The sequence below is a fragment of the Pseudomonas sp. 9.3L genome, from assembly GCF_058536285.1.
In genome coordinates this window covers 2,988,408-3,008,008 of sequence record NZ_JBZUBK010000001.1, presented here as the reverse complement: position 1 = coordinate 3,008,008, position 19,601 = coordinate 2,988,408, and the positions used below count along the sequence as shown (strand labels likewise).

Annotated in this window: 17 protein-coding genes; all 17 read left to right on the top strand. The window is 62.3% G+C overall.

All coding sequences use genetic code 11. From position 1 onward, the window contains the following. The first annotated feature begins 17 nt into the window (after positions 1–17). The 17 genes from rluB to ltaE all read left to right on the top strand — a co-directional run bounded on the left by rluB (position 18) and on the right by ltaE (position 19,486). Positions 18–1,121: a 23S rRNA pseudouridine(2605) synthase RluB gene (gene rluB, locus AC4LE2_RS13765; protein WP_491826297.1), complete on the top strand. Its 1,104-nt coding sequence runs from the start codon at positions 18–20 to the stop codon at positions 1,119–1,121. 14 nt (positions 1,122–1,135) lie between these two features. Further along, on the top strand, positions 1,136–2,542 hold the full coding sequence (locus tag AC4LE2_RS13760) for an amino acid permease (RefSeq protein ID WP_491826296.1): 1,407 nt from the start codon (positions 1,136–1,138) through the stop codon (positions 2,540–2,542). A 61-nt stretch (positions 2,543–2,603) separates the two neighbouring features. Beyond that, positions 2,604–3,785 (top strand): MFS transporter, encoded by a 1,182-nt coding sequence (locus AC4LE2_RS13755; RefSeq protein WP_491826295.1) that lies wholly within the window; start codon positions 2,604–2,606, stop codon positions 3,783–3,785. A 262-nt stretch (positions 3,786–4,047) separates the two neighbouring features. Then, the gene (acs, locus tag AC4LE2_RS13750) at positions 4,048–6,003 is read left to right on the top strand and encodes an acetate--CoA ligase (RefSeq protein WP_491826294.1); all 1,956 of its coding nucleotides are present in this window, start codon (positions 4,048–4,050) and stop codon (positions 6,001–6,003) included. A gap of 424 nt (positions 6,004–6,427) precedes the next feature. After that, positions 6,428–7,204: an ABC transporter substrate-binding protein gene (locus tag AC4LE2_RS13745; protein ID WP_491826293.1), complete on the top strand. Its 777-nt coding sequence runs from the start codon at positions 6,428–6,430 to the stop codon at positions 7,202–7,204. A gap of 95 nt (positions 7,205–7,299) precedes the next feature. Further along, on the top strand, positions 7,300–7,989 hold the full coding sequence (locus AC4LE2_RS13740; protein WP_491826292.1) for an ABC transporter permease: 690 nt from the start codon (positions 7,300–7,302) through the stop codon (positions 7,987–7,989). Continuing rightward, positions 7,986–8,684, top strand: a complete 699-nt coding sequence (locus AC4LE2_RS13735; RefSeq protein WP_491826291.1) for an ABC transporter permease — start codon at positions 7,986–7,988, stop codon at positions 8,682–8,684. Before AC4LE2_RS13740 ends, AC4LE2_RS13735 begins: the two co-directional genes overlap by 4 nt. Before the next feature lie 54 nt (positions 8,685–8,738). After that, positions 8,739–9,503, top strand: coding sequence for an ABC transporter ATP-binding protein (locus AC4LE2_RS13730; RefSeq protein ID WP_491826290.1), 765 nt, complete (start codon positions 8,739–8,741; stop codon positions 9,501–9,503). Positions 9,504–9,565: 62 nt separating this feature from the next. Next, on the top strand, positions 9,566–10,546 hold the full coding sequence (gene argR, locus AC4LE2_RS13725; RefSeq protein WP_491826289.1) for a transcriptional regulator ArgR: 981 nt from the start codon (positions 9,566–9,568) through the stop codon (positions 10,544–10,546). A gap of 189 nt (positions 10,547–10,735) precedes the next feature. Continuing rightward, positions 10,736–11,956, top strand: a complete 1,221-nt coding sequence (locus tag AC4LE2_RS13720; RefSeq protein WP_491826288.1) for an aspartate aminotransferase family protein — start codon at positions 10,736–10,738, stop codon at positions 11,954–11,956. A 99-nt stretch (positions 11,957–12,055) separates the two neighbouring features. After that, on the top strand, positions 12,056–13,072 hold the full coding sequence (gene aruF / locus AC4LE2_RS13715) for an arginine/ornithine succinyltransferase subunit alpha (protein WP_491826287.1): 1,017 nt from the start codon (positions 12,056–12,058) through the stop codon (positions 13,070–13,072). 56 nt (positions 13,073–13,128) lie between these two features. Further along, positions 13,129–14,163: an arginine N-succinyltransferase gene (gene astA / locus AC4LE2_RS13710; RefSeq protein ID WP_491826286.1), complete on the top strand. Its 1,035-nt coding sequence runs from the start codon at positions 13,129–13,131 to the stop codon at positions 14,161–14,163. After that, positions 14,160–15,620, top strand: coding sequence for a succinylglutamate-semialdehyde dehydrogenase (astD, locus tag AC4LE2_RS13705; protein ID WP_491826285.1), 1,461 nt, complete (start codon positions 14,160–14,162; stop codon positions 15,618–15,620). The genes astA and astD overlap by 4 nt, the downstream gene beginning before the upstream one ends. Before the next feature lie 57 nt (positions 15,621–15,677). Continuing rightward, positions 15,678–17,024 (top strand): N-succinylarginine dihydrolase, encoded by a 1,347-nt coding sequence (gene astB, locus AC4LE2_RS13700; protein ID WP_491826284.1) that lies wholly within the window; start codon positions 15,678–15,680, stop codon positions 17,022–17,024. 14 nt (positions 17,025–17,038) lie between these two features. Beyond that, entirely contained in the window at positions 17,039–17,341 is a 303-nt protein-coding gene (locus AC4LE2_RS13695; RefSeq protein ID WP_491826283.1) for a topoisomerase II, read from the top strand. A 21-nt stretch (positions 17,342–17,362) separates the two neighbouring features. Continuing rightward, positions 17,363–18,358, top strand: a complete 996-nt coding sequence (astE, locus tag AC4LE2_RS13690) for a succinylglutamate desuccinylase (RefSeq protein WP_491826282.1) — start codon at positions 17,363–17,365, stop codon at positions 18,356–18,358. A 102-nt stretch (positions 18,359–18,460) separates the two neighbouring features. Next, positions 18,461–19,486: a low-specificity L-threonine aldolase gene (gene ltaE / locus AC4LE2_RS13685; protein ID WP_491826281.1), complete on the top strand. Its 1,026-nt coding sequence runs from the start codon at positions 18,461–18,463 to the stop codon at positions 19,484–19,486. The last annotated feature ends 115 nt before the right edge of the window (positions 19,487–19,601 follow it).

The window sequence follows — 19,601 nt, the reverse complement described above, 5'->3', positions numbered from 1 at the left end:
ACCGGGAGGTGCCAACCATGAATGAACACGAACGCGATGCCGCCGATGCCCCGCTGCCCCCAGCCGGCGAAAAACTTCAGAAAGTACTCGCCCGCATCGGTGTTGGCTCGCGCCGCGACGTAGAAGCCTGGATCGCTGAAGGCCGTATCAAGGTCAATGGTAAGGTGGCCACCTTGGGCCAGCGCGTTGATTTGCATGATGCCATCAGTGTGGACGGCAAGCTTATCAAGCGCGAAGAAGCCGCCGAAACCGTGCGGCGGGTCATCATCTACAACAAGCCCGATGGCGAGATCTGCACCCGTGACGACCCTGAAGGCCGCCCCACGGTGTTCGACCGCCTGCCGCGCCCGCGCGAGGGCCGCTGGATCAACATTGGCCGGCTGGACATCAACACCACCGGTTTGCTGATGTTCACCACCGATGGCGAATTGGCCAACCGCTTGATGCACCCCTCCTATGAAATGGACCGCGAGTACGCGGTGCGGGTGCGTGGCGAAGTGGACGACGACATGATCGCCCGCCTCAAGGAAGGCGTAGTGCTCGAAGACGGCCCGGCGAAATTCACCGATATCCAACAGGCCCCTGGTGGCGAAGGCTTCAACCACTGGTACCACTGCGTGGTAATGGAAGGTCGCAACCGTGAAGTGCGCCGGTTGTGGGAATCTCAAGGCTTGGTGGTCAGCCGCCTCAAGCGCGTGCGGTTCGGCCCGGTGTTCCTTAACTCCGACCTGCCCATGGGGCGCTGGCGCGAACTGAGCCAGGGCGAGGTGGACATCCTCAGCGGCGAAGTCGGGCTCAAGCCTGTGGCCATGCCGGTGCAAACGGCTAAAACCAAAGAGAAGCTTGAGCGCATGCAGCGCAAATCCGCCCGGCCCCTGGGCCGTAACGAGCGAGTGCGCCAGGTGCGCCCCGCCCTGGACGGTGGTGATGAGCGCGCGCCGCGCAAGGGCCGCGACGACCAGGCTCGCCCGGCCACCCCGCGTGGTTCGGTAGTGGCCGAACGGCCAAGTGAAGTACGCGGTGGTAACGGGCGTCCCGCCAAGGGCGACCCCAAGCGTGCGCCGAAGGGCGCGCCTCGGCGTACCCGTGAAGGGGCCCCAGGCAAGCCACCCAAGCGTTGAGTCAAGGTGATGACATGAGCAGTACCCGGCCAGCGTCCAGCGGCACCCTTCAACGCGGCCTGAAGAACCGCCATATCCAGTTGATCGCCCTGGGAGGTGCCATTGGCACCGGCTTGTTTTTGGGGTCGGCTGGCGTGCTTAAAAGCGCCGGCCCTTCGATGATCCTGGGCTATGCAGTGTGCGGCTTCATTGCCTTCCTGATCATGCGCCAATTGGGTGAAATGATCGTGGAAGAGCCGGTGGCGGGCTCCTTCAGCCATTTTGCCCACACCTATTGGGGCGGCTTCGCAGGCTTTCTTTCGGGTTGGAACTGCTGGCTGCTGTATACCCTGGTGGGCATGTCAGAGCTGACGGCCGTGGGCAAGTACATCCAGTATTGGTGGCCTCATATCCCTACCTGGGTGTCAGCGGCAGGGTTCTTCGGCCTGGTCACCTTGGTAAACCTGGCTAACGTACGGGTGTTTGGGGAAGCCGAGTTCTGCTTCGCGATCATCAAAGTGTTGGCGGTGGTGGGCATGATCGGCCTGGGCAGCTACCTGCTGGTGTCGGGCGAAGGCGGCCCGCAAGCCGGTGTGAGCAACCTGTGGGCGCATGGCGGGTTCTTTCCCCATGGGCTCAAAGGCCTGGTGCTGGCTCTGGCGCTGATCATGTTTTCTTTTGGTGGGCTCGAAATGCTGGGCTTCACCGCTGCCGAGGCCGACCAGCCGCGGCAGGTGATCCCGCGCGCGATCAACCAGGTTATCTGGCGCATCCTGATCTTCTACATAGGTGCGCTGACCGTATTGCTTGCGCTGATTCCTTGGGACACCCTGCTGGGCAGCTTGGCGAGTACGGGTGACGCCTATGGTGCAAGCCCCTTCGTGCAGGTGTTTGCCCTGCTGGGCAGCGACACTGCTGCGCACCTGCTCAACTTCGTGGTGCTGACCGCGGCGGTCTCGGTCTACAACAGTGGCGCCTATTGCAACGGCCGTATGCTCGTGGGCATGGCAGAGCAGGGCGACGCCCCGGCCGTACTGGCCCGAGTTGATCGCCGTGGCGTACCGGTGCTGGCGATCCTGGCGTCTGCGCTGGTGACTGCGTTCACGGTACTGCTCAATTACTGGATGCCCCACGATGTGCTTGAGCTGCTGATGGCGCTGGTGGTGGCCACATTGGTTATCAATTGGGCCATGATCAGTTGGTCGCACCTGAGGTTCCGTCAGCACTTGGCGCGTACAGGCCGGGTGCCGTTGTTCAAGGCGGTGCTGTACCCCTACGGCAATTATCTGTGCCTGGCTTTCGTAGTCGTGATACTGGCGGTGATGTGGGCCACCGGCATGAGGGTGCCGGTGCTGGCGGTGCCGGTGTGGCTGTTGGTGTCGTGGGCGTTGTACCGGCTCAAACCTACCCGCAGGCGCGAGACCGCGCCGTTGAATACGTGACCGGCAAGCCCGTGGCTGGCACGGGCGGCTAACCCTTTCTGATTTTTACATGGCGTTTCCGATGTCTCTGTCACCCCGCCCCCGGGCGGTCACGCTGCAAATCGTCTCCATCGTTGCCTTTACCTTCATTGGCTACCTGAATATCGGCATCCCTCTGGCGGTGTTGCCGGGGTTTGTCCATACCGACCTAGGGTTCGGCGCGGTGATCGCAGGCCTGGTCATCAGCGTTCAATACCTGGCCACCTTGCTGAGCCGCCCCTACGCCAGCCGCATCATCGATAACCGCGGGTGTAAGCGTGCGGTGATCTACGGCTTGGCGGGCTGCGGCATCAGCGGCCTGTTCATGCTCGTGGCCACCTGGCTTCAGGCTTGGCCGCAGTGGAGCCTTGGCTGCCTGTTCGTGGCCAGGGTGGTGCTGGGCGCGGCCGAAAGCCTGGTAGGGTCGGCCGCTATTGGCTGGGGCATTGGTCAGGTAGGGCCGAGCAATACCGCGCGGGTCATTTCCTGGAACGGTATCGCCAGTTACGGCGCGCTAGCGGTAGGTGCGCCGGGTGGCGTATGGCTGGTGCAACACACCGGGTTATGGAGCATGGGGGTTGCAGTAATGCTGCTCTGCGCGTTGGGCATTACCCTGGCCTGGCGCAAGCCGGGCACGCCCATTCTCAGTGGCGAGCGTTTGCCGTTTCTGCACGTGCTGGGCCGGGTGTTCCCTCACGGGTGTGGCTTGGCTCTGGGGGGTATCGGCTTTGGCACCATCGCCACCTTCATTACCTTGTATTACGCCGCCCAACAGTGGCAAGACGCCGCCCTGTGCCTGTCGCTGTTTGGTGCCTGCTTCATCGTGGCGCGGCTGTTGTTTGGCGGTATGATCAACCGACTGGGTGGCTTCCGGGTCGCCATCGTCTGCCTGGGTGTCGAGGCCCTTGGGCTTACCTTGCTGTGGCTGGCGCCCGGCCCGGAGCTGGCATTGGCAGGGGCAGCCCTGAGCGGTTTCGGGTTTTCCCTGGTGTTCCCGGCCTTGGGGGTGGAGGCGGTCAACCTGGTGCCGACCACTAGCCGAGGTGCGGCGGTCGGTGCGTACTCGCTGTTCGTCGACCTGTCCTTGGGGCTCACGGGGCCGGTGGCCGGTGCCATCGCGTCGGGCCTGGGGTTTGCGTCTATTTTCCTCTTCGCAGCGATCGCGGCCCTGGCGGGCCTGCTGCTAAGCCTGCGGCTGTACCGGCAAAGCCAGCACGCAGTCTAAGCACACTGTCGCAAGCCACCCGTCTTCAGGCTTCGCCCGGCCTCACAGTTCAGGTCAGGGCGGGCCTTATACCTGACCGTCAAACCCCCACCACCCGCTTGCCAATACCCACTGGCCCCGAATCGTTGTAGTGTTCAGCACACCGGCGTTTGTGTGCCAGGCTCGATCCAGCACGTTACTACCATCGTCGAATGGTTGCTGCACGCGCCTTGACGTACAACGCAACCCTACAAGAAAAATGATTGCCCCGAGGAACCTAAAGATGAGTGCGGCTTCCCTGTACCCCGTTCGCCCTGAAGTGAAGGAACATACCCTCACCGACGAGGCAACCTACAAGGCCATGTACCAGCAGTCCGTGGTGAACCCCGACGGCTTCTGGCGCGAACAAGCCCAGCGTCTGGACTGGATCAAGCCCTTCGACAAGGTCAAGCAGACCTCTTTCGACGATCATCGGGTAGACATCAAGTGGTTTGCCGATGGCACGCTCAACGTGGCCTATAACTGCCTGGACCGCCACCTCGAAACCCGTGGCGACCAGCCCGCCATTATCTGGGAGGGCGACGAACCGGCCGACAGTCGCACCATCACCTACCGGGAGCTGCACGAAGAAGTCTGCAAGTTCGCCAACGCCTTGCGCGGCCAGGATGTGCACCGGGGCGACGTAGTGACCTTGTACATGCCCATGATTCCCGAAGCCGTGGTTGCGATGCTGGCGTGCGCGCGGATTGGTGCCATCCACTCGGTCGTGTTTGGCGGTTTTTCTCCTGAAGCGCTGGCAGGGCGCATCATCGACTGTAAATCCAAGGTGGTGATCACGGCCGATGAAGGTGTCCGGGGCGGTAAGAAAACGTCGCTCAAGGCCAACGTGGACCGCGCGCTGACCAACCCTGAAACCAGCAGTGTGCAGAAAGTGATCGTGTGCAAGCGCACGGGCGGGGAGATCGAATGGAACCGTCACCGTGACATCTGGTACCACGCGCTGCTCGAGGTGGCCTCCAGCACCTGCGCCCCCAAAGAAATGGGTGCCGAAGAAGCGTTGTTCATCCTGTACACCTCCGGGTCTACCGGCAAGCCCAAAGGCGTGCTGCACACCAGCGCAGGCTACCTGTTGTATGCAGCGCTCACCCATGAGCGGGTGTTCGACTACAAGCCCGGTGAAATCTACTGGTGCACCGCCGACGTGGGCTGGGTCACCGGCCACAGCTACATCGTGTACGGCCCCTTGGCCAACGGCGCTACCACGCTGCTGTTCGAAGGCGTGCCCAATTACCCGGACATCACCCGCGTGTCGAAGATCATCGACAAGCACAAGGTCAACATTCTCTACACGGCGCCTACCGCTATCCGCGCCATGATGGCCGAGGGCACTGCAGCGGTGGAGGGCGCCGACGGGTCCAGCCTGCGCCTGCTGGGGTCGGTGGGTGAGCCGATCAACCCGGAAGCCTGGAACTGGTATTACAAGACGGTCGGCAAGGAACGTTGCCCGATCGTTGACACTTGGTGGCAGACCGAAACCGGCGGTGTGCTGATCAGCCCGTTACCTGGTGCCATCGGCCTGAAGCCAGGGTCGGCCACCAAGCCCTTCTTCGGGGTGATCCCGGCGCTGGTCGATAACCTGGGCAACCTGATCGAGGGCGCCGCCGAGGGCAACCTGGTGATTCTGGACTCCTGGCCGGGGCAGGCGCGCTCGTTGTACGGCGACCATGACCGCTTTGTAGACACCTACTTCAAGACGTTCCGGGGCATGTACTTCACCGGCGACGGCGCCCGCCGCGATGAGGATGGCTACTACTGGATCACCGGCCGTGTCGATGACGTGCTCAATGTGTCCGGGCACCGCATGGGTACTGCAGAAATCGAGAGTGCCATGGTTGCCCACCCTAAGGTCGCCGAGGCCGCTGTGGTGGGCGTGCCCCATGACATCAAAGGGCAGGGGATCTATGTGTACGTGACCCTGAACCACGGCGAGCAACCCAGTGAGACATTGCGTCAGGATTTGAAAAACTGGGTGCGCAAGGAGATCGGCCCCATCGCCTCACCAGACGTGATCCAGTGGGCGCCGGGCCTGCCAAAAACCCGATCGGGCAAGATCATGCGGCGCATCCTGCGCAAGATCGCGACCGGCGAGTACGATGCCTTGGGTGATATCTCTACCCTGGCTGACCCTGGGGTGGTGCAGCACCTGATCGACACCCACCGAGAAATGTCTGCCGCATAGGCCGCGCAGGCTGCGCAAGCCACAGGGGCACGCACGCACGTTGCGTCGGCCCCTGTGGAAACTCACACGGTGTTACCGGATAATGCCCGCCGTGGCACCACAAGAAACAGGGTTCCAGCCTCCCCGATGCCTCGCCTTTCATGCTCTGTAGGCAAGAATGCTCTAGAATGCGGCCTCATTGAACATGGGCAAGGTAATTGCACTAGCCTTGGGTTGGATTGATTTCGGCTAAACACCGTATTCATCGTCTGTCAAGGCTTCAAGTCAATTGCCTTGGATGTTCTGTAACTTGTTGTCGCATTGTGGAAATTTCCCGCCCGCGCACGCCGCTAGAATGCCCCCCACTCGCTTCCACCTTGGGGGCGCGACCGAACCCTGGCTTTGTACTGATTCAGTGCCCGTAGCCAACCGATGGAGTACACCCATGAACAAGCTTGCCCTCTTTGGTGCCCTGGCGCTGTCTGTGCTGTCGTTCACCGCTATGGCGGAAGACAAGCCCATGAAGATCGGTATAGAGGCCGCCTACCCGCCATTCGCGTCCAAGGCACCCGATGGCAGCATCGTGGGCTTCGACTACGACATCGGTAACGCCCTATGCGCTGAAATGAAGGTCAAGTGCGTCTGGGTCGAACAAGAGTTCGACGGCCTGATCCCTGCGCTGAAGGTGCGCAAGATCGATGCCATCCTGTCGTCCATGTCTATCACCGACGACCGCAAGAAGTCTGTGGACTTCACCAATAAGTACTACAACACACCCGCTCGCCTGGTCATGAAGGAAGGCGTCACTCTCGATGACAGCCTGAGTGGGCTCAAAGGCAAGAACATCGGGGTGCAGCGCGGCTCCATCCACGAGCGCTTCGCCCGTGAAGTGCTGGCGCCAAAAGGTGTCGAAGTTAAACCCTATGGCTCGCAGAACGAGATCTACCTTGACCTGGCCGCCGGCCGCCTGGACGGTACCCTGGCCGACGCTACCCTCCTGCAGGATGGCTTCCTGAAAACCGAGTCGGGTAAAGGCTTTGCGTTCGCAGGCCCTGCGTTCACTGACGCGAATTACTTCGGTGACGGCATAGGTATCGCCGTGCGCAAGGGTGACAAGGCTCACCTGGAGCAACTCAATGCCGCCATCGCCGCTATCCGCGCCAACGGCGAGTACAAGAAAATTCAGGACAAGTACTTCGACTTCAATATTTACGGCCAGTAATCGGGCTGTGTCTCTCGGCGGGGCCCTGGGTGGTCCCGCTTTGTTTTTTTTAGGGCGCCCTGCCGCGCCGGCGCTCACACTAAAGGCTTACGAGCATGTTGAAAGGCTACGGCGAGGTCATCCTCGAGGGGGTCGGCCTGACCCTGCAATTGGCACTCTCGTCCATGGCGCTGGCCATCGTGCTGGGGTTGATAGGTGCCTCATTCCGGCTATCCCCCATTCGCCTGCTGGCGTGGCTGGGCGAGGTGTATTCTACGGTCATCCGTGGCATTCCAGACCTGGTGCTGATCCTGCTGATCTTCTATGGCGGCCAGGACGTGCTCAACCGCGTTGCGGCGGCGGTGGGCTATGACGACTACATCGACCTCAATCCATTGCTCACCGGTATTTTTACCTTGGGCTTCATTTTTGGCGCTTACCTCTCTGAAACCTTCCGTGGGGCCTTCATGGGCATTCCCAAAGGTCAGGCAGAGGCCGGCGCGGCCTATGGCATGAGCGGCCTGCAGATATTCTTCAGGGTGCTGGTGCCGCAGATGATTCGCCTGGCCATTCCTGGCTTTACCAACAACTGGCTAGTGCTCACCAAAGCCACTGCGCTGATTTCGGTGGTAGGGCTGCAGGACATGATGTTCAAGGCCAAGCAGGCGGCCGATGCTACCCGCGAGCCGTTCACGTTTTACCTGGCCGTGGCGGGGCTGTACCTGCTCATCACTACCGTGTCCCTGCTATTGCTCAAATGGCTCGAACGGCGCTACTCCGTTGGAGTAAGGGCGGCAGAATTATGATTTTCGATTACAACGTTGTGCTAAACAGCCTGCCGCTGTACCTGGCGGGCCTGCTCGAAACCCTCAAGTTGCTGGCCATTTCGTTACTGTTCGGTTTGGCGGCGGCCCTGCCCCTTGCGCTGATGCGCGTATCACGCAACCGGCTGGTCAATGCCGTGGCCTGGACCTACACCTATGTCATCCGTGGCACCCCCATGCTGGTGCAGTTGTTCCTGATCTACTACGGCCTGGCGCAGTTCGAGAGCGTGCGCGACAGCGCGCTGTGGCCCTGGCTCTCCAGTGCAACCTTCTGCGCGTGCCTGGCCTTTGCCATCAATACCAGTGCCTATACCGCCGAGATCGTCGCCGGCAGCCTTCGCGCCACGCCTAATGGCGAAATCGAAGCCGCACGGGCCATGGGCATGTCCAGGTCGCTGTTGTACCGCCGCATTCTGTTCCCCTCTGCGATGCGCCGGGCGCTGCCTCAGTACAGCAACGAGGTGATCATGATGCTGCAGACCACCAGCCTGGCTTCCATCGTCACCCTGATGGACATCACCGGCGCGGCGCGCGCCGTTAATGCCCAGTATTACTTGCCCTTCGAAGCCTACATTACCGCCGGGGTCATCTACCTGTGCCTGACCTTCGTGCTGGTGCAGCTGTTCAAGCGGGCTGAACGCCGTTGGCTCGGGTACCTGGCGCCACGCAAGGGCTGACCGTTTTTGCGGGCGGCCGATGCGCCGCCCGGTCTTATTTCAGAGAAACCACCCATGAACAAACTCGAAGTCCAGGACCTGCACAAGCGCTACGGTAGCCACGAAGTGCTCAAAGGCGTAAGCCTTGCAGCCAAGGCGGGTGACGTGATCAGCATCATTGGCTCCAGCGGTTCGGGCAAGAGCACGTTCCTGCGCTGCATTAACCTGCTTGAGCAGCCGTGGTCAGGCCGTATCCTGCTCAACAACGAGCCGCTGGCCCTGGTGCCCAACAAGGGCGGCGGGCTCAAGGTCGGCGACCCCAAGCAGCTGCAGCGTATGCGTTCTCGGCTGGCGATGGTGTTCCAACACTTCAACCTGTGGTCGCACATGACCGCCCTGCAGAACGTAATGGAAGCGCCCGTGCACGTGTTGGGTATGAGCAAGCAGCAAGCGCTGGAAAAAGCCGAGCATTACCTGGCCAAGGTAGGGGTGACCCACCGCAAGGACGCCTACCCTGGGCATATGTCGGGTGGCGAGCAGCAGCGTGTGGCCATTGCCCGGGCGCTGGCCATGGAGCCTGAGGTCATGCTGTTCGATGAACCTACGTCGGCCCTGGACCCTGAGCTGGTGGGTGACGTGCTTAAAGTGATGCAGTCCCTTGCCCAGGAAGGGCGGACCATGGTGGTGGTGACCCACGAGATGGGGTTCGCTCGGGAGGTCTCCAATCAGGTGGTGTTCCTGCACAAGGGGCTGGTGGAGGAGTGCGGCAATCCGCGTGAGGTGTTGGCCAACCCGCAGTCGGAGCGGCTGCGCCAGTTCCTCTCCGGTAGTCTTAAATAAGCCCGTGTCTGAGCGCTCCGCCAGGCGGGGCGCCTTTTCATCTTCAACCTGTGAGTGCCCACATGACCGCCCAGCGTATTGGTTTTCTGATTTGGCCCAGCACCAAGGCGCTGACCCTTGCGCTGGCCGAGGAAGCCTTGAGTGTTGCACGCAGGGTTCACCCTGGCGCCCTTTACGAGCCGCTGTTCTTGCATGCAGAACCCGCCGTGAACGCTACCTGGCAGCTGCCGGGCGAAGCCTGGCCGGGCAAGCTCGATGGGTGCCAGAAGCTGTTCCTGCTGGCAGACGAGCCCCCTGCCACCCCTTCGCCAGCCTTGGCCAGTGCCATCAAGCAATTGGTGCGCGGGGGCTGTGTGATCGGTGGGCTGTCGGCAGGTATCTACCCATTGGCTCAACTGGGCCTGCTAGATGGCTACCGGGCGTCTGTGCATTGGCGCTGGCAGGATGATTTCAGCGAGCGTTATCCCAAGGTCATTGCCACTAGCCATTTGTTCGACTGCGACCGTGACCGGCTGACGGCCTGCGGCGGCCTGGCCGTGCTCGACCTCATGCTGGCCCTGCTGGCCCGGGACCACGGCGCGGAGGTGGCGGGTGCGGTGTCTGAAGAGTTGGTGGTCGAGCGTATCCGTGAGGGTGGCGAGCGCCAGCGCATTCCGTTGCAGAACCGCCTGGGTTCCAGCCACCCCAAGCTGACTCAGGCGGTGCTGCTGATGGAGGCCAACATCGAGGAGCCGTTGACGACCGATGAGATTGCCCAGCACGTGTGCGTGTCGCGACGCCAACTGGAGCGGATCTTCAAGCAATACCTGAACCGGGTACCCAGCCAGTACTACCTGGAGCTGCGCTTGAACAAAGCCAGGCAAATGCTGATGCAGACCAGCAAGTCCATTATTCAGATCGGCCTGTCGTGTGGCTTTTCATCGGGCCCGCACTTTTCCAGCGCCTACCGTAACTTCTTCGGCGCCACCCCGCGTGAAGACCGCAATCAACGCCGCACCGGCAGCCCCTTCGAGTTGTCGTCAGTCGCGGCGGAGCGGGGGTAGGCCCGTAGCGCTGGCACACTAAACTGCTTTAAATTGACGCTATATGTCGCATTGCTGAAAGCCCCGGTCGTTGTCGGGGTGAGGCTGTAACAAGTTGTCGCTTGGCGACAAGGCCAAGCGCACCCCCCTCATTACAATCCGCTTACCGTCGGGCCACTTCGGCCCGGCGCATTGTTTCAGGAGACGCTGATGTCCGCTGATCACGCCCAGGTGCAACGCGCCGATTTTGACCAGGTCATGGTCCCCAACTATGCACCTGCCGGGTTCATCCCCGTGCGCGGCGCAGGCTCCCGCGTCTGGGATCAGGCGGGTCGCGAGCTGATCGATTTCTCGGGCGGCATCGCGGTAAACGTCCTCGGCCATGCCCACCCGGCGCTGGTGGGCGCGCTCACCGAGCAGGCGGGCCGGCTGTGGCACATCTCCAACGTATTCACCAACGAGCCGGCCCTGCGCCTGGCACATAAGCTGGTGGCCGCGACCTTCGCCGACCGGGTGTTCTTCTGCAATTCCGGCGCCGAGGCCAATGAGGCTTGTTTCAAGCTGGCGCGGCGCGTTGCCCATGACAGGTTCGGGCCAGAAAAATACGAGATCATCTCGGCGGTCAACAGCTTCCATGGCCGTACCCTGTTCACCGTCAGCGTAGGTGGGCAGCCCAAGTATTCCGATGGCTTTGGCCCCAAGATCGAAGGCATTACCCACGTGCCTTACAACGACCTGGAGGCGCTCAAGGCCGCGATTTCCGACAAAACCTGCGCGGTGGTGCTGGAGCCGATTCAGGGCGAGGGTGGTGTGTTGCCGGCAGACCGTGCTTACCTGGAGGGCGCCCGTGCCTTGTGTAACGAGCACAATGCGCTGCTGGTGTTCGATGAAGTGCAAAGTGGCATGGGGCGCAGTGGCTCCCTGTTTGCGTACATGGAATATGGCGTAACCCCGGATGTGCTTTCCAGCGCCAAAAGCCTGGGCGGCGGCTTCCCTATTGGTGCCATGCTCACTACCGAGGCGCTGGCCAAGCACCTGGGTGTGGGCGTTCACGGCACCACCTATGGCGGGAACCCCCTGGCGTGCGCGGTGGCCGAGGCCGTGGTGGATGTCATCAACACCCCTGGGGTGCTTGAGGGGGTAAAGGCCCGGCACGAGCGTTTCACAACCCGTCTGCGCGCCATTGGCGAGCGCTATGGGGTGTTTTCACAGGTGCGTGGCATGGGCCTGTTGATCGGCTGCGTGTTGAGCGAGGCCTGGAAAGGCAAGGCGAAAGACTTCTTCAATGCGGCAGAGCAGCATGACCTGATGATCCTGCAGGCCGGCCCGGACGTTGTGCGGTTCGCGCCCAGCCTGGTCATCGACCTGGCGGACATCGACGAAGGCCTGGACCGCTTCGAGCGCGCCGTGGCGCAGCTGACTCAAGCCTGACCATACCTTACAGGCCGTACCTGACCGGCCGTACCTTACAGGCCGTACCGCGGGGCCGTTTGCCCCGCGTTCATTCTTCGGATTCAAAGGAGTGGCACCATGCTGGTGATGCGCCCTGCGCAAATGGCTGACCTGGACGAGGTGTACCGGCTCGCCGTGGACAGCCCGATTGGTGTCACTTCGCTGCCCGACGACATTGAGCGCCTGCGCGACAAGATTGTCGCCTCCGAGGCCTCGTTCGCCGCCGAGGTCAGCTTCAACGGCGAGGAGAGTTACTTCTTCGTACTGGAAGACACCGCTCAGGCCCGCCTGGTGGGCTGTTCCGCCATCGTGGCCTCGGCAGGCTATTCCGAGCCCTTTTATAGTTTCCGCAACGAAACCTTCGTGCATGCTTCGCGCGAGTTGAAGATTCACAACAAGATCCATGTGCTGTCTCAGTGCCATGACCTTACCGGCAATAGCCTGTTGACCAGCTTCTATGTCATCCCCGAGCTGGTCACCACCCCCCTGGCCGAACTCAACTCCCGTGCCCGTTTATTGTTCATGGCTAACCACCCGGCGCGCTTCGCCGATGCGGTGGTGACCGAGATCGTGGGCTATAGCGACGAACAGGGAGACTCCCCATTCTGGGATGCCATCGGGCGTAACTTTTTCGACATCAACTATGCCGCCGCGGAGCGCCTGTGCGGCCTCAAAAGCCGGACGTTCCTGGCCGAGCTGATGCCGCATTACCCTATCTACGTGCCGCTGCTGCCTGACGCTGCCCAAGAGGCGATGGGGCAAGTGCACCCTCGTGCGCAGATCACGTTCGACATCCTGATGCGCGAAGGCTTTGAAACTGAACATTACATCGACATCTTCGATGGCGGCCCCACCCTGCACGCACGGGTGTCCACTATTCGCTCCGTCACTCACAGCCGTGTGGTGCCTGTACGTATTGAGGAAGACACCCAGGCAGGGCGCCCTTACCTGGTCGCCAATTGTCAGTTGCAAGACTACCGCGCGGCACTGGTAGAACTGGACTGGGCACCTGGCAAGCCGGTCAGCCTGCCTGCTGCAGTAGCGCAGCGCTTGAATGTGGTCGAGGGTGCCAACGTGCGCCTGGTCGCGGTGTGACGGGGTTCGTTGCCCGGTGAAGAACGCGGCGCCATGGCGCTGCCCGAGGAGTTGACATGATTGTTCGTCCCGTACGCAGCAGCGACCTGAGCGCGCTGATCGACCTGGCCCGGGGGACCGGCCCTGGCCTTACCACGCTGCCGGCCAACGAAGAGCGGCTCACCCACCGCGTGGGTTGGGCCGAGAAAACCTTCCGTGGCGAGGCGGAGCGGGGTGACACCGACTACCTCTTCGTACTTGAAACCGACGACGGCACCGTGGTCGGCACCTCGGCCATCGCAGGCGCGGTAGGCCAGCGCGAGCCTTGGTACAACTACCGGGTAGGGCTTACGGTCAGCGCCTCCAAAGAGCTCAACATCTACCGGGAAGTGCCCACGCTGTTCTTGGCCAACGACCTCACCGGCAATTCGGAGCTGTGCTCGTTGTTCCTGCGCGATGACATGCGTAATGGCCTGCATGGGCGGTTGTTGGCCAAGGCCCGCTTGCTGTTCATGGCTGAATTCAGTGAGTTGTTCGGCAGCAAAGTCATCGCTGAATTGCGCGGCATCTCGGATGCGGCCGGTCGCTCGCCGTTTTGGGAAAGCCTGGGGCGTTACTTTTTCAAGATGGAGTTCAGCCAGGCTGACTACCTCACGGGCGTCGGCAACCGGGCGTTCATCGCTGAACTCATGCCCAAGTTTCCGCTGTATGCGTGCTTCCTGTCCGAGGCGGCGCGCGGCGTGATCGGCAAGGTACACCCCGATACCGAGCCTGCCCTGGCCATGCTCAAAGCCGAGGGCTTCGACTACCGAGGCTATGTGGACATCTTCGATGCAGGCCCGGCCGTTGAATGCGAAGTGGCGAAGATCCGCGCCGTGCAGGACAGCAAGACACTGGTATTGGCGGTGGGTACCCCTGGCGACGACGCGCCGGTGTACCTGATCCATAACCGCCAACTGGAGCAGTGCCGCATGACCGCGGCGCCCGCGCGCCTGGCCGCAGGCACCCTGGTGGTAGACCCGCTCACTGCACGCCGCTTGCGGCTACATGCGGGCGACCCCATACGGGCCGTCACCTTGTCACCCACCCCCGCTTCGGAGGGCCGCGCATGACCACGTTATTCATTGGCGGGCAATGGCTCGCAGGGCAGGGCAAGGCCTTCCAGTCCGTGGCCCCGGTGAGCCAGCGCGTGTTGTGGGAAGGGCAAGGGGCTAGCCCGGCCCAGGTAGACGAGGCAGTCCGGGCGGCGCGGCGTGCGTTTCCAGGCTGGGCGAGTGTGCCCCTGGACGTGCGCATCCGCTACTTGCAAGCCTTCGCAGAACGCTTGAAAGCGACCGCCGAGGCCTTGGCGCACTGCATTGGTGAGGAAACCGGCAAGCCACTGTGGGAGGCTGCTACTGAAGTCACCAGCATGGCGAATAAAGTGGGCATTTCCCTTCAGGCCTACCAAGAGCGCACCGGCGAGAAGCGCAGCCTGCTCGGTGACGCCAACGCGGTGCTGCGCCATAAGCCTCACGGCGTGGTAGCGGTATTTGGCCCGTACAACTTCCCCGGCCACCTGCCTAACGGGCATATTGTTCCCGCGCTGCTGGCCGGCAATACGCTGGTGTTCAAACCCAGTGAGTTCACCCCGGCAGTGGCGGCCCTTACCGTGCGCTGCTGGGAAGAAGCCGGCTTGCCAGCCGGTGTGCTCAACCTGGTGCAGGGCGGCCGTGAAACCGGTATCGCGTTGGCTGCGGCCGATGTGGACGGCATCTTCTTCACCGGCTCCAGCCGCACCGGCGAGCACTTGCACCAGCAGTTCGCCGGCCGCCCGGACAAAATCCTGGCCCTGGAAATGGGCGGCAACAACCCCTTGGTGGTCGATCAAGTGGAAGACGTGGATGCCGCCGTCTATACCATCGTGCAATCGGCCTTTATCTCTGCAGGGCAGCGCTGCACCTGTGCGCGCCGCCTGCTGGTACCGGTGGGCGAGTGGGGCGATGCCCTGCTGGCGCGACTGGTAGAGGTCGCCGCACGCCTTCGTGTAGGTGCCTTCGATGAGCAGCCGCCGCCCTTCATGGGGGCCGTGGTGTCCCTCGCTGCTGCGCAGCACCTGATGGACGCCCAGGCGCATTTAGTAGCTGCCGGCGCCAGCTCCCTGTTGGCCATGGCCCAGCCTGATCCGGGCGCAGCCCTACTCACCCCAGGCGTGCTGGACGTTACCCAGGTGGCCGAACGCCCGGACGAGGAACTGTTTGGCCCTTTGCTGCAAGTGGTCCGCTACCAAGGTTTCGAACAGGCCATCGCCGAAGCCAATAACACCCGCTACGGGCTGGCGGCAGGGCTGTTGTCTGATTCTGCCGAGCGTTACCAGCACTTTTGGCTGCACGCCCGGGCAGGCATCGTCAACTGGAACAAGCAGCTGACCGGCGCTGCCAGCAGTGCGCCGTTCGGGGGCGTGGGCGCCTCGGGCAACCACCGCGCCAGCGCGTACTACGCTGCCGATTACTGTGCGTTCCCGGTAGCGTCTCTGGAAGCAGAGCGGGTGACCCTGCCCGCGTCACTTACCCCAGGCGTAAGCCTTTAACGTGTTACACCGTCAGCAACCTGCGATACGCCATCAGCATGAGCTGGAGCCGAGCCAATGAAAGCGTTTGAAGTCAATTTTGACGGGCTGGTGGGGCCGACCCACAATTACGGCGGGCTGTCGTATGGCAACGTCGCGTCCCAAAGTAACAGTCAGGCCCAGTCCAATCCCCGTGAGGCCGCTCGCCAAGGGCTGGCCAAGATGAAAGCCCTGAGCGAGATGGGCTTTGTGCAAGGGGTACTCGCCCCCCAGGAGCGCCCGGATGTCGCCGGGTTGCGCCGGTTGGGCTTTGCGGGCACCGATGCGCATGTGATCACTCAGGCTGCGCGCGAAGCGATGCCCTTGCTGGCCGCCAGTTGCTCAGCGTCCAGCATGTGGGTAGCCAATGCGGCGACCGTCAGCCCCGGCGCCGATACCGCCGATGGCCGTGTGCATTTCACTGCCGCCAACCTCAACTGCAAGTACCACCGCAGCATCGAACACCCCACCACCAGCCGTGTGCTGGCGGCCATGTTCGCCGATGAACGCCATTTCGCTCATCATCCTGCATTGCCCGCCGTTGCCCAGTTCGGTGACGAGGGCGCGGCCAACCATACCCGCTTTTGCAAAGGCTACGGCGACCCAGGCGTGGAGTTTTTCGTATACGGCCGGGCCGCGTTCGATACCCGGCGCCCGGCGCCCCAGCGCTACCCTGCTCGGCAAACACTGGAGGCCTCCCAGGCCGTGGCGCGGCTTCATGGGCTGGGCGAGGAGGGCATCGTGTATGCCCAGCAAAACCCTGCCGTCATCGACCAGGGCGTGTTCCATAATGATGTGATCGCAGTGGGCAATGGCGAGGTGCTGTTTTATCACCAGGACGCGTTCCTGAACACGGATCAGGTGCTGGCAGAGCTGACGGCCAAACTGGCGCAACGTGGCGGTCAGTTCCAGGCGATCTGCGTGCCTCGGGACCAGATAGGCGTAGAGGACGCCGTGCGTTCCTACCTGTTCAACAGCCAATTGCTCACCCGTGCCGACGGCCGCATGCTACTCATCGTGCCGGAAGAGTGCCGGGGTAACAGCCGCGTGTGGCAGTACCTGCAGGGGCTCTCTGCAGGTAATGGGCCGATTGCGGAGGTGAAGGTATTTGACCTCAAGCAAAGCATGCGCAACGGGGGTGGCCCGGCGTGCCTGCGCTTGCGGGTTGCGCTCAATGAACATGAACTGGCGGCGGTGAACCCAGGCGTTATCATGACCGCCACCTTGTATGAGCAACTCACTCAGTGGGTAGACCGGCATTACCGGGACCGCCTCGGTGAGGCCGACCTGGCCGACCCTCAGTTGCTAATGGAGTGCCGTACCGCGCTAGACGAACTGACCGGGTTGCTCACGCTGGGCTCGGTGTATCCTTTCCAACTCAATTGAACGAGACGCTTACCATGTCTGACACCCTGCAACTGATACTTGAAGACGACGACGGCACCCAGTTGGAGACCTCCTGCACCCGGTTCGCCGTGGTCTGGCAAGGTCGGGAAGTCTGGATTCAGCAGGGCGGCAATGGGCAATTGTTCATTGGCGTGGACGTAGAGGACGGCGACACCGAGTACGCCAACCTGTTGCTGCGCCCCATGGCCACTAACCTGGTCAGCCTCCAGCTCGAGATGGAGCCGGTCGAGGCAAGCGATGAAGAGGATGTGGACGAAGGCCACGTGCATGGCCCCGATTGCGGCCACCATCACTGATCTTGGCGAGGGCCCCAGCCTATGCTGTCGCTTGGCAAGCTGCTTGAGTTGACCCTGGCTGAACGTGAGCCAGCACAGAAAAACCAGATGACCACCCGCGGTACCTGCCTACGCTGGCTGGCCCCTGGCGCGTTGGAAGTGCGCCCTCCCAGTGATCGCGACAGCGGGCTGGATTTGCTGCTGTCGGCGGGCATTCATGGCAACGAGACCGCCCCCATCGAGCTTCTGGACGCGCTCATCCATGCCATTGCCCGCAACGAGCTGCAGCCACGGGCGCGGTTACTGTTCCTGTTCGGCAACCCTGAGGCCATTCGCCGGGGCGAGCGCTACATCGAGCAGGACGTGAACCGCTTGTTTAATGGCCGTCATGCGTTGTCCAGTGGCTTCGAGGCCATGCGCGCCTGCGAGCTAGAGCGGCTGGCGGCCAGCTTCTTCAAGGTCGAGGGGCGTACGCGCTTGCATTACGACCTGCACACCGCCATCCGAGGCTCACGGATCGAACAATTTGCGTTGTACCCCTGGAAAGAGGGGCGGGCGCATTCGCAGGTCGAGTTGTCACGCTTGAGCCGTGCAGGCATGAACGCCGTGCTGCTGCAAAACAAGCCAGCCATTACCTTTAGTGCCTATACCTATGAGCAATTGGGCGCTGAAGCCTTCACCCTGGAGCTGGGAAAAGCCCGACCTTTTGGGCACAACCAGCAGGTAGACCTCTCACGCCTCGATGCCTGCCTGCGGGCGCTCATCGAAGGCCGCGAGGAGCCCTTCGCTGCTGGGCCACCCGCTGATCTGGCGTTGTTCAGTGTCTCGCGCGAGATCATCAAGGCCAGCGAGCATTTCCGCTTGCACCTGCCGGCAGAGGTCGAAAACTTCTCGGAGCTGCCCCAAGGTACGCTGTTGGCCGAGGACGGTGATGTGCGCTGGCAGGTGGACGAAGCCGGCGCGCGGGTTATTTTCCCTAATCCGAAGGTGAAGAATGGGTTGCGCGCGGGTATCGTAATCGTCCCTTACGAAGGCTGATTCGCGGTGGCGGCACCCGGCAGTGTGCCGGGTGCGTACCTTGTACCGGGTACCGGGTACCGCGTACCGCTTACCGCGAGCAGCATCCACCACGGAGCCCCTATGAGCCAGATCGATCTACGCAGCGATACCGTGACCCGTCCCACGCCTGACATGCTTCGCGCCATGACCAGCGCCGAAACGGGGGACGATGTATACGGTGAAGACCCTACCGTGGCGCGGCTAGAGGCAAGGTTGGCCGATGAACTGGGGTTTGAGTCAGGCATGTTCGTGCCCAGTGGCACCATGAGTAACCTGTTAGGGCTGATGGCGCACTGTGAGCGCGGCGATGAATACATCGTGGGCCAGCACGCCCACACGTTCAAATACGAAGCCGGGGGGGCGGCGGTGTTAGGCTCGATCCAGCCGCAACCGCTGGACAACCAGCCTGACGGGTCGCTGGACCTGAGCCAGGTCGCCGCCGCTATCAAGCCTGACGATTTCCATTTCGCACGTACCCGCTTGCTGGCTCTGGAAAACACCATGCATGGCAAGGTATTGCCCACGGCCTACCTGGCTGCCGCCAAGGCGCTGTGCGTGGAACGCGGGCTTGGCTTGCACCTGGACGGCGCGCGCCTGTTCAATGCGGCTGTGGCGCAGGAGGTGGAGGCGGGCGACATTACCGGGTATTTCGATTCGGTCTCGGTGTGCTTGTCAAAAGGGCTGGGCGCGCCAGTAGGGTCGGTACTGTGCGGCACAGATGCCCTCATCGGCCGCGCTCGTCGGTTGCGCAAGATGGTCGGCGGCGGTATGCGCCAAGCTGGAGTGCTGGCGGCGGCGGGGCTGTATGCGCTGGATCACCACGTCGCGCGCCTTGCCGAGGACCACGCCAATGCACGTCGCCTGGCAGAGGGGCTGCAACGCCTGGGCTATCGTATCGAGCCGGTGCAGACCAACATGGTGTACGTGGACATCGGTGAAGCCGCCCAAGCCCTGCATGACTACGCAGCCACGCAAGGCATTCGATTAACCGCCAGTGCCCGCTTGCGCCTGGTCACGCACCTGGATGTGAGCGCAGCGCAGGTGCATCAAGCCCTTGAGGTGTTCGGCCGCTTTGCAGACAAAGCCGGGCACGAATCGTCCAATTGATGGCCTCAATCGCGTAAACACACTGTACCCTGACGGCTGGGCCGATATAATGCGGCCCTTTGCCGTCGTTTCGACGCCATGCCTATGCCTCTGGCCGCTGTCTCCGTGGAAGAAC

Excerpts from the sequence above, each read along its gene's own strand:
- astA (WP_491826286.1), top strand. The coding sequence starts at position 13,129 with ATGATTGTTCGTCCCGTACGCAGCAGCGACCTGAGCGCGCTGATCGAC.
- rluB (WP_491826297.1), top strand. The coding sequence starts at position 18 with ATGAATGAACACGAACGCGATGCCGCCGATGCCCCGCTGCCCCCAGCC.
- AC4LE2_RS13760 (WP_491826296.1), top strand. The coding sequence starts at position 1,136 with ATGAGCAGTACCCGGCCAGCGTCCAGCGGCACCCTTCAACGCGGCCTG.
- AC4LE2_RS13735 (WP_491826291.1), top strand. The coding sequence starts at position 7,986 with ATGATTTTCGATTACAACGTTGTGCTAAACAGCCTGCCGCTGTACCTG.
- acs (WP_491826294.1), top strand. The coding sequence starts at position 4,048 with ATGAGTGCGGCTTCCCTGTACCCCGTTCGCCCTGAAGTGAAGGAACAT.
- AC4LE2_RS13730 (WP_491826290.1), top strand. The coding sequence starts at position 8,739 with ATGAACAAACTCGAAGTCCAGGACCTGCACAAGCGCTACGGTAGCCAC.
- astB (WP_491826284.1), top strand. The coding sequence starts at position 15,678 with ATGAAAGCGTTTGAAGTCAATTTTGACGGGCTGGTGGGGCCGACCCAC.
- AC4LE2_RS13720 (WP_491826288.1), top strand. The coding sequence starts at position 10,736 with ATGTCCGCTGATCACGCCCAGGTGCAACGCGCCGATTTTGACCAGGTC.
- astE (WP_491826282.1), top strand. The coding sequence starts at position 17,363 with ATGCTGTCGCTTGGCAAGCTGCTTGAGTTGACCCTGGCTGAACGTGAG.
- AC4LE2_RS13695 (WP_491826283.1), top strand. The coding sequence starts at position 17,039 with ATGTCTGACACCCTGCAACTGATACTTGAAGACGACGACGGCACCCAG.
- argR (WP_491826289.1), top strand. The coding sequence starts at position 9,566 with ATGACCGCCCAGCGTATTGGTTTTCTGATTTGGCCCAGCACCAAGGCG.
- AC4LE2_RS13745 (WP_491826293.1), top strand. The coding sequence starts at position 6,428 with ATGAACAAGCTTGCCCTCTTTGGTGCCCTGGCGCTGTCTGTGCTGTCG.
- ltaE (WP_491826281.1), top strand. The coding sequence starts at position 18,461 with ATGAGCCAGATCGATCTACGCAGCGATACCGTGACCCGTCCCACGCCT.
- astD (WP_491826285.1), top strand. The coding sequence starts at position 14,160 with ATGACCACGTTATTCATTGGCGGGCAATGGCTCGCAGGGCAGGGCAAG.
- aruF (WP_491826287.1), top strand. The coding sequence starts at position 12,056 with ATGCTGGTGATGCGCCCTGCGCAAATGGCTGACCTGGACGAGGTGTAC.
- AC4LE2_RS13740 (WP_491826292.1), top strand. The coding sequence starts at position 7,300 with ATGTTGAAAGGCTACGGCGAGGTCATCCTCGAGGGGGTCGGCCTGACC.
- AC4LE2_RS13755 (WP_491826295.1), top strand. The coding sequence starts at position 2,604 with ATGTCTCTGTCACCCCGCCCCCGGGCGGTCACGCTGCAAATCGTCTCC.